This is a genomic window from Actinomadura rugatobispora, from assembly GCF_042656285.1.
Taxonomy (GTDB): Bacteria; Actinomycetota; Actinomycetes; order Streptosporangiales; family Streptosporangiaceae; genus Spirillospora; species Spirillospora rugatobispora.
The window spans coordinates 1-13,282 of record NZ_JBHSON010000119.1; the positions used below are offsets into that span (position 1 = coordinate 1).

The 13,282-nt window shown below is 74.7% G+C and carries 13 protein-coding genes; 11 read left to right on the top strand and 2 right to left on the bottom strand.

Annotated features, from left to right (window positions below; translation table 11 throughout):
* The 11 genes from ACFPZN_RS49360 to ACFPZN_RS49410 form a co-directional block, all read left to right on the top strand.
* Positions 1-200: hypothetical protein (locus ACFPZN_RS49360; protein ID WP_378290945.1), on the top strand; the 200-nt coding region annotated here is incomplete at its 5' end.
* A 63-nt stretch (positions 201-263) separates the two neighbouring features.
* Positions 264-848, top strand: a complete 585-nt coding sequence (locus tag ACFPZN_RS49365) for a hypothetical protein (protein WP_378290947.1) — start codon at positions 264-266, stop codon at positions 846-848.
* A gap of 217 nt (positions 849-1,065) precedes the next feature.
* Complete coding sequence (locus ACFPZN_RS49370; protein WP_378290949.1) at positions 1,066-2,142, top strand: 2OG-Fe(II) oxygenase family protein; 1,077 nt, start codon at positions 1,066-1,068, stop codon at positions 2,140-2,142.
* Between the two features lie 40 nt (positions 2,143-2,182).
* The gene (locus ACFPZN_RS49375; RefSeq protein ID WP_378290952.1) at positions 2,183-3,412 is read left to right on the top strand and encodes a sensor histidine kinase; all 1,230 of its coding nucleotides are present in this window, start codon (positions 2,183-2,185) and stop codon (positions 3,410-3,412) included.
* Between the two features lie 98 nt (positions 3,413-3,510).
* Positions 3,511-4,302: a LytR/AlgR family response regulator transcription factor gene (locus ACFPZN_RS49380; protein ID WP_378290954.1), complete on the top strand. Its 792-nt coding sequence runs from the start codon at positions 3,511-3,513 to the stop codon at positions 4,300-4,302.
* Positions 4,299-4,733, top strand: a complete 435-nt coding sequence (locus tag ACFPZN_RS49385) for a hypothetical protein (RefSeq protein WP_378290956.1) — start codon at positions 4,299-4,301, stop codon at positions 4,731-4,733. Before ACFPZN_RS49380 ends, ACFPZN_RS49385 begins: the two co-directional genes overlap by 4 nt.
* Before the next feature lie 23 nt (positions 4,734-4,756).
* A complete protein-coding gene (locus ACFPZN_RS49390) occupies positions 4,757-6,490 on the top strand; it encodes a sodium/solute symporter (protein ID WP_378290958.1) in 1,734 nt (577 codons plus the stop codon).
* Between the two features lie 217 nt (positions 6,491-6,707).
* A complete protein-coding gene (locus ACFPZN_RS49395; RefSeq protein WP_378290960.1) occupies positions 6,708-7,052 on the top strand; it encodes a DUF485 domain-containing protein in 345 nt (114 codons plus the stop codon).
* Positions 7,049-8,698: a solute symporter family protein gene (locus ACFPZN_RS49400; protein WP_378290962.1), complete on the top strand. Its 1,650-nt coding sequence runs from the start codon at positions 7,049-7,051 to the stop codon at positions 8,696-8,698. Before ACFPZN_RS49395 ends, ACFPZN_RS49400 begins: the two co-directional genes overlap by 4 nt.
* A 165-nt stretch (positions 8,699-8,863) precedes the next feature.
* On the top strand, positions 8,864-10,249 hold the full coding sequence (locus tag ACFPZN_RS49405) for a DUF2201 family putative metallopeptidase (RefSeq protein ID WP_378290964.1): 1,386 nt from the start codon (positions 8,864-8,866) through the stop codon (positions 10,247-10,249).
* Positions 10,250-10,340: 91 nt separating this feature from the next.
* Positions 10,341-11,933, top strand: a complete 1,593-nt coding sequence (locus ACFPZN_RS49410; RefSeq protein ID WP_378290966.1) for a hypothetical protein — start codon at positions 10,341-10,343, stop codon at positions 11,931-11,933.
* Here the strand turns inward: ACFPZN_RS49410 and ACFPZN_RS49415 are convergent.
* Together ACFPZN_RS49415 and ACFPZN_RS49420 are read right to left on the bottom strand one after the other, a co-directional pair.
* Positions 11,923-12,987 (bottom strand): SDR family NAD(P)-dependent oxidoreductase, encoded by a 1,065-nt coding sequence (locus ACFPZN_RS49415; protein ID WP_378290969.1) that lies wholly within the window; start codon positions 12,985-12,987, stop codon positions 11,923-11,925. The genes ACFPZN_RS49410 and ACFPZN_RS49415 overlap by 11 nt on opposite strands.
* 3 nt (positions 12,988-12,990) lie before the next feature.
* A complete protein-coding gene (locus ACFPZN_RS49420; protein ID WP_378290971.1) occupies positions 12,991-13,245 on the bottom strand; it encodes a hypothetical protein in 255 nt (84 codons plus the stop codon).
* Positions 13,246-13,282 lie beyond the last annotated feature (37 nt).

Consider the following 13,282-nt stretch of genomic DNA (forward strand, 5'->3'; position numbering starts at 1 on the left):
GTCCGCTGCGCCGCACGATCCAGCGCGAGATCGAGGACAACCTGTCGGAGAAGATCCTCTACAACGAGGTCAAGGCCGGCCAGATCGTCATCGTGGGCACCGAGGGGACCGGCGAGGAGGCCACGTTCACCTTCAAGGGCGTCCCGAAGCCGTCCACCGTGCCCGACGTCCCGCCCACCGCGGGGATCACCTCGCCCTGACCGGGGCGGGCACCGGCCCCAGACCCTGTTGCTGACCCCGACCCCGCGGAGGGTGGACCGACCATGGCCGGGCACCGGGCGTTCTGGGTCGACGACCGCTACGACAGGGAGCGGGGCCGGGGCGGCGGCGCGGGCCGCTACGCCGGGCGGTTCTGGGACGAGATCGGGGAGTTCGACGGGGCCTGGGGCGACATCGCCCCGGTCACGTTCTGCTGCGCCGCCTGGCGGGTGGCCACCCCGCCGGTCACCGATCCCGGACTGGTGCGGTGGCACCGGCGGATCCTGTCGGCCAAGTGCGTCCGCAACACCTGGGACGGGTCGCTGACCGCGCGGGTGCGGCTGGTGGCGCCGCTGCCCGCGCCGCTGGCCGCCTCCCGCGAGTGGTGGCGCGACCGCGGCTGGCAGGGCTGGCCGGAGATCTTCGGGCAGTTCGTGAAGCCCGCCGAGCAGGACCTGGCCAAGGCCCCGCACCTGCGCGCGACCGTCCAGGTGGACGCCCCGGTGCCGCTCGACCGCCTGCCCGCGGCCCCCGGCGGCCCCGGCCCGGCGGCGGCCGAGACCGCCTACCGGGCCGTGGCGGTGATCGTCGCGGAGCTGGACGAGCTGATCGCGCCGATCGTCGCGCGGCTGGAGAGCGCGCCGTCCTGAGCCCGCGGCGACGCCCGGCATGCGGCGCGGTGCACGCGTGCGCCGGCCGCGCCCGCCTCGCCGCCGGCCGCCCGCTCGCCCGTTGAACGACGCGCGCGGGTCGCTGGGCGCAGCACGGCGGCGCAAGGGGTGACGCGCCGCCCCTCCGTGCGCGTAGATGGCGGGAGACCACGAAGTCGGCGGGAAACCGTGCCACCCCCGAGAAAGGGATCCCGACATGACCGACCTGCTCACCTTTCGACTACCGGAGCGCGTGCTCGGCACTCCGTCCGACCGTGAGCTGGGACGCGACATGATCGCCGCCTGGCGGGCGGACGGCGTGGTCCGGGTCGCCACCTGCCCCGTCATGGCGCAGCGGGCCGTCACCGCGACGGCGGCAGGCCGCCGCTTCTTCTCGCTGCCGCTGGAGTACAAGGCGCGGCACGTCACCGACCTGTCCTACAGCGGCTACATCGCGCCGGGGGAGGACGGCGCCGCGGGCCCCGCGGACCGCTCGGAGATCTTCACCGTGTGCCGGGACGTCCCGGCGGGCGACGCCCGGGTGCGGGAGGGCTGGCCCTGCCACGGGCCCGTGCCCTGGCCCGACCTCGAATACCGGCTGGCCATGCGCGGCTTCATGGACGTGGCCGGGGCCATCGGCGAGCAACTGCTGCGGCTGGCCGCGCTCGGGCTCGGGCTGCCCGCCATCGACGAGCTGACCCGGCTCACCCGTGACGGCTGGCATCACATGCGGATGCTGCGCTTCCCCGCCCGCTCCGAGCGCACCGAGCGCGCCGGGACCCCGGCGCGCGCCGGGGGCGACATCGGCGCGCACACCGACCACGGCCTGCTGGTCATCGCGGCCCAGGACGAGGCGGGCGGCCTCTACATCCGGCCGCCCGCGCCGGGCGAGGAGCGGCTCCGCAGCTGGCTGGAGACTGAGAGCACCGCGGGCCGGGGCCGGTGCGGGGGCGAGGCGCCGTGGACCTTCGTACGGCCCGTCCCCAACGTCCTCACGGTCTTCCCAGGGGACATCATGCAGTTCCTGACCGGCGGGCGGCTGATGTCGACCCCGCACAGGATCGCCCTCGGCGACCGCGAGCACTACGCGCTGGCCTACTTCCACGAGCCGGGCTTCGAGACCACCGTGCGGGCCCCGGACGACCTCGCCGGCGGCAGCATCCACTACGGCACGCACTTCACCAACAGGTTCATGCGCTGCTATCCCGACCACGCCGCGACCCTCCGCATCCTTCAGGAGGGCCGCCTCGCCACGCTGGAACGGCTGCGCGCCGCCATGACTCCGCCGTCGTGACCTGCCGCCGCGGCCCCGGGGCGGCGTAGCCTCTTGCGGCATGGACGTCGTCCTCGCCGTTGTCGCGACCCTCGTCGTCACCTGGGTCCCGGTGATCCTGTGGTGGCGGCGTCGCGGGCGCGGCGGCGATCTGGGCGGACCCGTCCGGCGGGCCACGTTCGAGACGCTGCACACCGCCTCGCGCGCCGCCCCCGCGCTGCGCGCCGGGCTCACCGAGCAGGGCGCGCAGAAGGCGGCCCGGCACCTGCGCGCGCTGCTGGGCTCGGCCGCGCTCGCGATCACCGACGGCGGGCGGCTGCTGGCCTGGGACGGCGCGCACGAGCACCATGCCGGAGAGGTCCCCGGGCACGCCGAGGTGACCCTCGGCAACGGCCGCACCCAGGTGCACGACGTGGGCTGCGACCGGCTCGACTGCCCGATCCGGCGGGTCGTGGTGGTCCCGCTGACCACCGACGACCGGGTGGTCGGCACCCTGGCCGCCTACGGCGAGGAGGTGCCCGCCGGGCTGATCCGCGCCGCCGAGGAGGTCGCCCAGTGGGTGGACGCCCAGCTGGAGCTGGCCGACCTCGACCGGTCCCGGACGCTGCTGATGGAGGCCGAGGTGCGGGCGCTGCGCGCGCAGATCTCGCCGCACTTCATCTACAACTCGCTGACGACCATCGCCTCGTTCGTGCGCAGCGACCCGGAGCAGGCCCGGGAGCTGCTGCTGGAGTTCGCAGGGTTCACCCGCTACTCGTTCCGGCGGCACGGCGACTTCACCACCCTGGCCGAGGAACTGCGGTCCGTCGACCGCTACCTGCTGCTGCAGCGCGCCCGCTTCGGCGAGGACCGGCTGCGGGTCACGCTGCGGATCGCGCCCGAGGTGCTGCCGGTCGCCGTCCCGTTCCTGTGCCTGCAGCCGCTGGTGGAGAATGCCGTCCGGCACGGGCTGCAGGACCGCGCCGCGCCCGGCCTCATCACGATCGTGGCCGAGGACGCCGGATCCGACTGCGTGATCAGCGTGGAGGACGACGGGATCGGGATGGACCCCGAGGGCGTGCGGCGCCTGCTGGCGGGCGAGGACCGCGCCGCCGCCGGGCACCCCGCCGAGGGCGGTCCCGCGGCGGGAGGCGACGGCGAGGCGGCCGGGATCGGGCTGGCGAACGTGGACGACCGGCTGCGCCAGGTGTACGGCGACGAGTACGGCCTGGCCGTCGAGACCGGCCCGGGCGCGGGCACGAAGGTGACCCTGCGCGTACCCAAGTACCGGCCGGGCGTCACCGCCTCATGACGTTCCCGTGGCCATACGAACCGGGAGCGGGGCTCCGGCCGCTTGACTCGCGGGCGGCCATTGAATGAAATGTGGCATGCGGCACAGGGAAGGACGGTGTGGTGGGCCTGCGTGTCCTGGCTGTGGATGACGAGGCGCCCGCGCTGGACGACCTCGTCCATCTGCTGCGCGCCGACCCGCGGATCGGCGAGATCGACACCGCCCGCGACGGCGCCGCCGCGCTGCGCCGCCTCGACCGGGCGCTGGCGGAGGGCCGCCCGATCGCCGCGGTCTTCCTCGACATCCGGATGCCGGGCCTGGACGGCACGGTGCTCGGCCGGGTGCTGGCGCAGTTCGCGCGGGCGCCGCACATCGTCTACGTCACCGCCTACGAGGGGCACGCCGTGGACGCGTTCGAGATCAAGGCGACCGACTACATCCTCAAGCCGGTCCGTCCGGAGCGGCTGGGTGAGGCGATCAGGCGCGTCTCCGAGAGCGTCGGCCGGGGATCCGATGACCAGCGGCCCGGCGGCGGTGCGGCGGGCGCCGAGCCGGAGCCGCCCGCCGAGCCGGAGTCGATGCCGGTCGAGCTCGGCGGGGTGACCCGGTTCGTCGCGCCCGCCGAGGTGCTGTACGTGGAGGCGCAGGGCGACTACGCGCGCCTGCATGTGCCCGGCGGCGGCAGCCATCTGGTCCGCATCCCGCTGGCGGCGCTGGAGGAGCGCTGGCGCGCCGCCGGGTTCGTCCGGGTGCACCGCAGCCATCTGGTCGCGCTGTCGGCGATCGAGGAGCTGCGGCTGGACTCGGGCCGCTGCACGATCCTGGTCGGCGGCGCCGAGCTGCCGGTCAGCCGGCGGCACGTGCGGGAGTTGCGCGACCTGCTGGTGCGCAAGGCGAGGCCGTCCCGATGACGGCCGAAGGCCGGGAGGGCAGGGAGGCCAAGGCGGGGCGCGAGGGCCGGATCGCGCCGGGGCGGGTGCTGGTGACCGGCCCGCGCACCCGTGCCGCCCGACGCCCCCGCTACCCGGTCACCCGCGAGATCGACGAGCAGACCGGGCTCGGCGAGGCGTACATGCGCTCCCTGGTGCGCGCCCAGCTGCGCCTGGCGGTGCGGGTCTGCCTGGTGCTGGCCGTCGTGGTGCTCGGGCTGCCCGCGCTGTTCGCGCTGTTCCCCGACCTGCGCGTGCAGCGGCCGTTCGGGGTCCCGCTGGCCTGGGTGCTGCTGGCCGGGCTGATCTACCCGTGGTTCGTCGCCTGCGGCTGGTGGTACGTGCGGCAGGCCGAGCGCAACGAGCGCGACTTCGCCGACCTGGTGGACCGCGCCCCCGGCGGGGACCGCTGAGCGCCGATGACCACTGAGCGCCGATGACCGCCGCGTACGGGCTGGCCGGGGTGGTGCTGGTCGTGCTGGCCACCGTCCTGGTCGGCACCCTCGGGCTGCGCATGTCCCGCACCACCTCCGACTTCTACGTCGCCTCCCGCACCGTCAGCCCGCTGCGCAACGCGTCGGCGATCGGCGGCGAGTACCTGTCGGCGGCCTCGTTCCTGGGCATCGCCGGGCTGATCCTGGCCTACGGCGCCGACATGCTCTGGCTGCCGGTCGGCTGGACGGGCGGCTACCTGGTGCTGCTGGTCCTGGTGTCGGCGCCGCTGCGCCGCTCCGGCGCGTACACGCTGCCCGACTTCGCCGAGGCGCGGCTGGAGTCGATGGCGGTCCGCCGCGTCACCAGCGTGCTGGTGGTGCTGATCGGCTGGCTGTACCTGCTGCCGCAGTTCCAGAGCGCCGGGCTGGTGCTGCGCACGGTCGCGGGCGCGCCGGTGTGGACGGGCGGCGTGCTGATCGCGGTGGTCGTGGCGGTGAACGTGCTGGCCGGCGGGATGCGCAGCATCACCATGGTGCAGGCGTTCCAGTACTGGCTGAAGCTGACCGCGCTGGCGGTGCCGCTGGTCTTCCTGCTGCTGGCGTGGCGGTACGACGGCGCGCCCGGCCTGTCGTCGCGGGACGCCCCGCCGCGGTTCGCCGACCGCACCACCGTCTCGGTCGGCGCGGCGGTCACCGTGGAGGTCGTCACGCCCGTCCGGGTCACCGCGGAGGGCCGGGTGGACGGCCGCGCCCACGACGGCGACGCGCTGGTGCTGGCGCCGGGGCCGCACCGCGTCGACAAGGACACCGCGCTCACCTTCCCGCCCGGCGCCGACGTGCCGCACGTGACCGGGACGCCGTCGCGCACCGACCGGGAGTGGGCGATGCCGCTGGCCGGCCGCGACCACTCCCTCTACGCCACGTACTCGCTGATCCTGGCCACCTTCCTCGGCACCATGGGGTTACCGCACGTGCTGGTGCGCTTCTACACCAACCCCGACGGCCGGGCGGCGCGCCGCACCACCGTGATGGTGCTGTCGCTGCTGGGCGCCTTCTACCTGCTGCCCGCCCTGTACGGGGCGCTGGGCCGGCTCTACACGCCCGAGCTGCTGATGACGGGCCGCACCGACGCGGTGGTGCTGACCCTGCCGGGGCGGCTGATCGGCGGGCTCGGCGGCGACCTGCTCGGCGCGCTGGTGACCGGCGGCGCGGTGGCGGCGTTCCTGTCGACGTCCTCGGGGATCACGGTGTCGGTGGCCGGGGTGCTGGCGCAGGACATCCTGCGCGGCGGGGTCCGCTCGTTCCGGGCCGCCACGCTGCTGGCCCTGGTCGTGCCGCTGGCGTGGGCGGTCGCGGCCCGTTCGCTGGCGGTGGCGGACGTGGTGGGGCTGGCGTTCGCGGTGGCGGCGTCCACGTTCTGCCCGCTGCTGGTGCTGGGGGTGTGGTGGCGGCGGCTGACGGTGCCGGGCGCGCTGGCCGGGCTGGTCACCGGCGGGACGCTGGCGGGCGCGGCGGTGGCGGTCACGATCGCGGCGGGGCCGCCGGACGGGCTGGCGGGCGCGCTGCTGGCCCAGCCCGCGGCCTGGACGGTCCCGGTCGCGTTCGCCGTGATGATCGTCGTGTCGTGGTGCACACCGGGCCGGGTGCCGCCGGGGGTGGGGCGGATGATGGTGCGGCTGCACACCCCCGAGTCACTGGACGTCGACCGGGGCACGTGGCGTCCCAAGCGCGTCTGAGCCGCGCCGGCACGTCGAAGGGGCGGAGACCGGTATGCCCGGGGGTGTCCTGGATCATCCCGACCGTTCACCGTGCCAGGAGGACCGTTCGTCGACGCGACGAGTGGATCGCCGCCGGTGAGCGGCGCCTGGCCGCAGCCCCGCGCCGCACCCCTCGCCCGTGCCCGGCCCGGCTCCTACGGTGGCGCGTGACCGGCGTCACAACTGAGGAGGGCTCGTGTCCGTCGAGCAGAGCACCCCCGGCTCCGTCTATGAACGGTTCCAGGGCAGTCCCGAGTTCCAGGAGCTGCGGCGCAGATTCCGCCGCTTCGCCTTCCCGATGACCGCGGCGTTCCTGGCCTGGTACCTGCTGTACGTGGTGCTGTCGGGCTGGGCGCGCGACTTCATGGGCACGCAGGTGGTCGGGGTCATCAACGTGGCGCTGGTGTTCGGGCTGCTGCAGTTCGTGTCGACCTTCCTCATCGCGTGGCTGTACGCGCGGCACGCCGAGCGCAGCCTCGACGCGCTCGCCGACCAGGTGCGCGCCGCGGTCGAGGCCGAGAGCGCGGGGGACGCCCGATGAGCCACGAGACCCTGGCGATCGTCCTGTTCCTGACGTTCGTGGCCGCCACCCTCGTCATCACCGTGCGGGCCAGCCGGAACACCAAGGACGCCACCGACTTCTACGCCGGCGGCCGCTCGTTCTCCGGCGTGCAGAACGGCCTGGCGATCGGCGGCGACTACATGTCGGCCGCCTCCTTCCTCGGCATCGCCGGCCTGATCGCCCTGTACGGCTACGACGGATTCCTGTACTCGATCGGGTTCCTGGTCGCCTGGCTGGTGGCGCTGCTGCTGGTGGCCGAGCTGCTGCGCAACTCGGGCCGCTTCACCATGGCCGACGTGCTGGCGTTCCGGATGAGCCCGCGGCCCGTCCGCACCGCCGCCGGGGTCTCCACCATCGCCGTGTCGATCTTCTACCTGCTGGCCCAGATGGTCGGCGCGGGCGCGCTGGTGGCGCTGCTGTTCGGGTTCACGAGCGAGTTCGCCAAGGGCGCCACGATCGTGCTGGTCGGCGCCCTCATGATCATCTACGTGGTGGTCGGCGGGATGAAGGGCACCACCTGGGTGCAGATCGTCAAGGCCGTGCTGCTCATGGGCGGCGCGACCCTGGTCACCGTCCTGGTCCTGGGCAAGTTCGGCTTCAACCTCTCCACCCTGCTGCGGGACGCGGCCGAGCAGAGCGGCAAGTCGGGCCAGTTCCTCGAGCCGGGCCTGCGGTACGCGACCGAGTCGCAGGGCCTGTCGGGCAAGCTCGACCTGATCAGCCTGGGCCTGGCCCTGGTCCTCGGCACGGCCGGGCTGCCGCACATCCTGATCCGCTTCTACACCGTCCCGACGGCCCGGGACGCCCGCAAGTCGGTGCTGTGGGGGATCGGCATCATCGGCGCGTTCTACCTGCTGACGCTGGTGCTGGGCTTCGGCGCCGCCGCCCTGGTGGGCACCAAGGAGATCGCCGCGGAGAATCCGGCGGGCAACACCGCCGCGCCGCAGCTCGCCCAGGAGATCGGGGAGCGGGTCTTCGGCGAGGCGGGCGGCACGATCCTGCTGGCCGTCATCGCGGCCGTCGCGTTCGCCACCATCCTGGCGGTCGTGGCGGGGCTGACCCTGGCCTCCTCGTCGTCGTTCGCGCACGACCTGTACGCGCACGTGATCAAGAAGGGGAAGGCCAGCGAGCGCGACGAGGTCCGGGTCGCGCGGATCTCCGCCTTCGTCATCGGCGCGGTCGCGATCGTCCTCGGCATCTACGCCCAGCGGCTGAACGTGGCGTTCCTGGTCGCGCTGGCGTTCGCGGTCGCCGCGTCCGGGAACCTGCCCGCGATCCTCTACAGCCTGTTCTGGAAGCGGTTCAACACCGCCGGCGCGGTGTCGGCCATCTACGGCGGCCTCGGCTCGGCGATCCTCCTGGTGGTGTTCTCCCCGGTCGTCTCCGGCTCGGAGAAGGCGCTGTTCACCGGGGCGGACTTCAGCTGGTTCCCGCTGGAGAACCCGGGCATCGTCTCCATCCCGTTCGGCTTCCTGTGCGGGTGGCTCGGCACCGTGCTGAGCAAGGAGCACAACGCGGCCAAGTACGCGGAGATCGAGGTCCGCTCCCTGACCGGGGCGGGCGCGGAGGGCGTCGGCCCGGCCACGCCGCCCCCGCCGGCCCCGCCGGTGAAGAAAGGGCCGTGACGGCCCTTCGCTGACGGTCCGCGCGGCGTCCACCCAGCGCCCGGTACCCGCGCGGCCAACGGCCCCGTCCCTCCGCCCTGGGACGGGGCCGCCCCCTTGCCCGGCGGCCCCGCCGCCCGGAAAACATCTGGAGTCCCGCGCGGTTTGCGGGGAGGCTGGGGTGCCATGGCGTACGGGGAACGGGACCGGGTGCGGGCGCCCCTGGTGGAGCTCGCCGACCGGCGGGCGCTGGAGCGCTGGGCGCCCGCCGACCAGGACGTGGTGGACGAGGCGCGCCGCCTCAAGGAGCGGGCGCTGCTCGACCTCGGGATGTCGCACAGCGCCATCGCGTCCTGGCTCTACAGCAAGTGCCACCACCAGATCCCGACGACGGCGGTGGACACCGCGGCGGTGCTCGCCTCCGGCGACGGCACCTGCCTGCTGCTCTACAACCCGGGCTTCTTCGCGGGGATCGGGCAGGCGGGCGTGCGGTTCGTGCTCTTCCACGAGGCGCGGCACATCGTGCAGCGCCACCTGTTCACCGATCCCGGCCTGCGCGCCGACCCCGTGTTCACGCTGGCGTGCGAGGTCACCATCAACCACGTCGCCCTCGCCCGGCTCGGCGGCGGCCTGCCGGAGCTGGAGGGGGAGCGGGTCGGGGTCGACCCCCGGCGCGTCCACGGGCTCTATGTCAAGGACCTTGAGGAGCAGGGGCTGGAGCCGCTCCGGTACGAGGAGTGGGCCGACACTGACCTGAGCGTCTACCGCGAGCTGGGACGGATGCGGAACCCGCCCGGGACGGGGGACGCGATCTGCGTGCACGTGGCCCTGGACGGGACCGGCGGGGGCGTCCTCGACCAGGAGACCGTGGACCGGATCGGGAACGAGGTGCTGCGGAGCGTCCTGCTCGCGGCCCGCCGCGGCGACCGTACGGCCCGCCGGGAACTGCTCGATCTGCTCGGCCGTACGGGGGGCGCCGCGGAGAGCGTCGACCGGGTGTGGGGTGATCTCGGCGCGCACGCCCTGCGCGGCGAGACGGTCCGGACGCGGCGCGTGGAGTGGTGGCAGCGGTGGCTGGTCGACGTGCTCGGGTCGAAGCTGCGCGAGGGCGAGCGGCTCGCCTACCCCAAGAAGCGCGGGGCGCTGCTCGCGGCGCTCGGGCACGAGCCGATGCTGTCCCGGCAGGGCCCGCGGCGGGTGAAGGCGCTGGTGATCGCGCTCGACACCTCCGGGTCGATGCCGGACGGCGTGGTGCGGTGGCTGGGCGAGCTGGTCGGCCGGATCGACGGGGTGGAGGCCGAGTGGGTGGCCTTCGACGCCGCCGTCAAGCCGTTCCGCCCGGGGGAGCCGCTGCGCGGGGGAGGGGGCACCAGCTTCGCGGCGCTCCGCCGGCACGTCGAGGCGAGGGCCGAGCCCGCGGACGCGGTGATCGTGGTGACCGACGGGCACGCCCCGCCGATCGCGCCCGCCGACCCGGACCGGTGGATCTGGCTGATCACGCCGGGCGGCGACGAGTGGCCGGAGCGGCGCGACCCGCCCATGGCCTGCCACCGGGTGCGGCCGCCCGGCTGAGACGTCGCGGGTAACGCGTCGCGCGTTCGCTGCGGTTTCAGTACGGTGTCGCCTCATGTCCCCCCAGCGCGATCCACACCAAGGCCGGACGATGACCAGGGCGCGCGACATCGCCCGCTGCACGGCGGGGCTGCTGCGCTTCGCCACCCCCGGCGAGATGGGCGAGCTGCTCGGCCTCCTCCCGCCGGGCCATGTCCCGCACGCCCTGCACAGTCACGGGACGCCCAACCGGGTGGTCATGGAGGCGATGCTGCGGCGGGGCAGGACCAAGGACCTCACCCTGCTGGTGGAGCAGGCGCTGCTGCACGACGATCCGCCCGGCCTGTTGGGGCGGCTGCTCGATCTGGACGACCCGGAGGTCAACGGGGAGCTGCTGACCGCCGAGGCCGGCCTGGCCCGCATCCCGCGCAACCTGCGCCGCCAGCTGGCCCACCAGACCTCGCGCCGCGACGGCGTCACGCCGCGGCCGCTGCCCGCCGAGCTGCGCACGCTGCTGTCGACCGGGCACCGGGCGCAGGATCCCCTGGACCACGCGCTGCTGTACGCGGCCGATCCCGACCTGGCCGAGAAGATGCTGTGGTTCCTGGGCGCGGGCGCCGACCCGCACGGCGCCGTCCGGGCCTGCCGGACGCTGCTGGACGCCGGGCGGCACGCTGAGCTAGCGGCGCTGGTGGAGCAGGGACGGCTGCCCGCGTTCAAGTGGGGGCCGGAGAAGTCGGAGCCCAGCGTGCTCGCCTACGCGGAGGCGGCGGTCACCAGCGACGAGGGCGCGCGGCGGCTGCGCGAGGTGTCGGAGCGGGTGCGCCGGCCGGAGTTCCTGCGCTCGGTCGCCGAGATCGCCGACCTGGACGGCTGCGAGCCCTGGCGCGCCGGCCGCCCGCTGGTCCCCACCGTCGTGAACCGCCGCCACGCCTCCATCCCGCGCGTGGACTGGAACGCGGTCCTGGAGGACGAGCCGCGCCGCCGGGCGGCGGAGGGGCCGTTCCCGTACCGGGCCGCCAGGTTCATGGCCAGGCGCACCGACGTCCCCGTGGACCTGGTGCGGCGGCTGGTCGAGGACCATCCCGAACTGGCGGTCTTCGTCGCCGATCCCGCCCCCGAGGTGCTGGCCGCGCTGTGCGCGATGGGGGCCCGGCCGGGCGCCGAGGTGCTGCTCAAGGTCGTCGGGAACGGGCTGGTCGCGGGCACCCTCACCCCCGTCTTCGTGGTGGAGACCGTCCCGGAGGAGGTGCTGGACGTCGTCGCCGGGTCGCTGTGGCTGCCCGGGATGCGCGGCACCGCGGCGATCAGGACGCTGCTCGGCCGGTCCGGCGACGTGACGCTGACCCCGCCGTTCGTGGAGGAGACCGGGCACGGCCGGTTCCGGCGGCTGCGCGACCCGGGACGGCGGCCGCACTGGGACCCGGGCCTGGCCTACGGGCCGGAGGTCGCGGAGATGATGCGGCGGCGGAGCGGTCTTCTCACCGCCGACGACGTCCTGTCCAGTGCGGACCCCGACCCGCTCCTCGCCCCCTCGGACGGCGGGCTGCCCGATCCGCGGGTGCTGCTGCGGCTGGCCGAGCACGTCCACGAGCACCTGGGCGGCCGCCCGGAGGCGTGGATGGTGGCGCTGAAGCTGCTGGAGGACGGCTTCGTCGGCTCGCTGCGCAAGCTGATCGTGACGGCGGGCGCCGTCACCAGCTAGCGATCCGGTAGTCCTTGAGCAGGCAGCCGTGCGGCGGGTCGCCGTCGCGCTCGCCGCGCACGATCGGGTCGTAGATCCGGGCCGCGGCGTCGACGACGTCCAGTGGCGGCCGGAACCCGGCGGCGGCGCGGCGCTCCCGGTCGGGCGCGGGCTGCTGGTCGGTGAACCAGCCCGGGTCGACGCTGGTGACGTGCACGCCGCGGCCGGCCAGCTCGGACGCGCTGGTGCGGGTGAGCATGTTGAGCGCCGCCTTCGCCATGTTGGTGTGCGGATGCTCGGGGCCCTTGTGGTGGCGGTCGAACTGCCCCTCGACGGCGGAGACGTTCACCACGTACCGGCGCGGGTGCGGGGAGCGCTCCAGCAGCGGCCGCAGCCGTCCCAGCAGCAGGAACGGGGCGGTGACGTTGATGAGCTGCACCTCCAGGAGCTCGATGGGGTCGATCTCGTGCACCAGCCGGGTCCAGGAGTTGTCCGGGGACGGGTCGGGCAGGAGGCCGGCGATGTCCACCGTCCCGGACCGGGTGGCGACCGGGAGGAGCGGGACGGACGCGGAGGCGGCGGGGGCCAGCGCGGGCGCCGCGGCGCCCTCGCCCTCCAGCAGCGCGGCGTACGACTCGGGCGGGTGCCGCAGAGTCTGCGCGGCGAGGTTCACGAGGATGTCGAGGGGTTCCCCGGCGGCGTTCAGTTCGTCGCACCAGCGGACGAGGGCGGGGATGTCGCGCAGGTCCATGCCGGTGACGGTGAGCCGGTCCCACCAGTCGCCGCGGTCGGGCACCGCGGCGAAGCGGCGGCGCGCGTCGGCGGGGAAGCGGGTGAGGGCGGTGACGGACGCGCCGTCCCGCAGCATCTTCAGGACCAGCTCGAACCCGGCCTTCACCCGCCCGCCGGTGACGATCGCGCGGCGCCCGGTCAGGTCGGCGCGGGCGTGCCGGTGCTCGTGGTGCTCCTCGGCGCACGGCGGGCACAGCCGGTGGTAGAAGGCGTCGGCCTCGTCGAAGTGGGCCTTGCAGACGTAGCAGCTCAGCAGCCCGCCGAGCGGCGTGCGCGCCCGCACGACTCACGTCCGCGCCGCGTCCGGCGGCGCGTGGGGGGCGCCCTCCTCGCGGTCGGTGGCGCCGGTGGCGGTTCCGGCCAGGACGGCGGCGTCGGCGGCGGCGCGGCGGCGCCGTTCCAGCGCCCGGTCCCGCCCGCGGTTGCGCTTGACGAACGCGGAGACCGCCTTCCGCACCCGCTCCAGGTCGGGGTCGCCGTCGGGCGCGGTGGCCAGCTCCTCCAGGACGCGCAGGCAGGTCCGCACATCGTCGTCACGCATGCGTGCCATTAAATCGGGTGATCCCGGACGCCCTCAC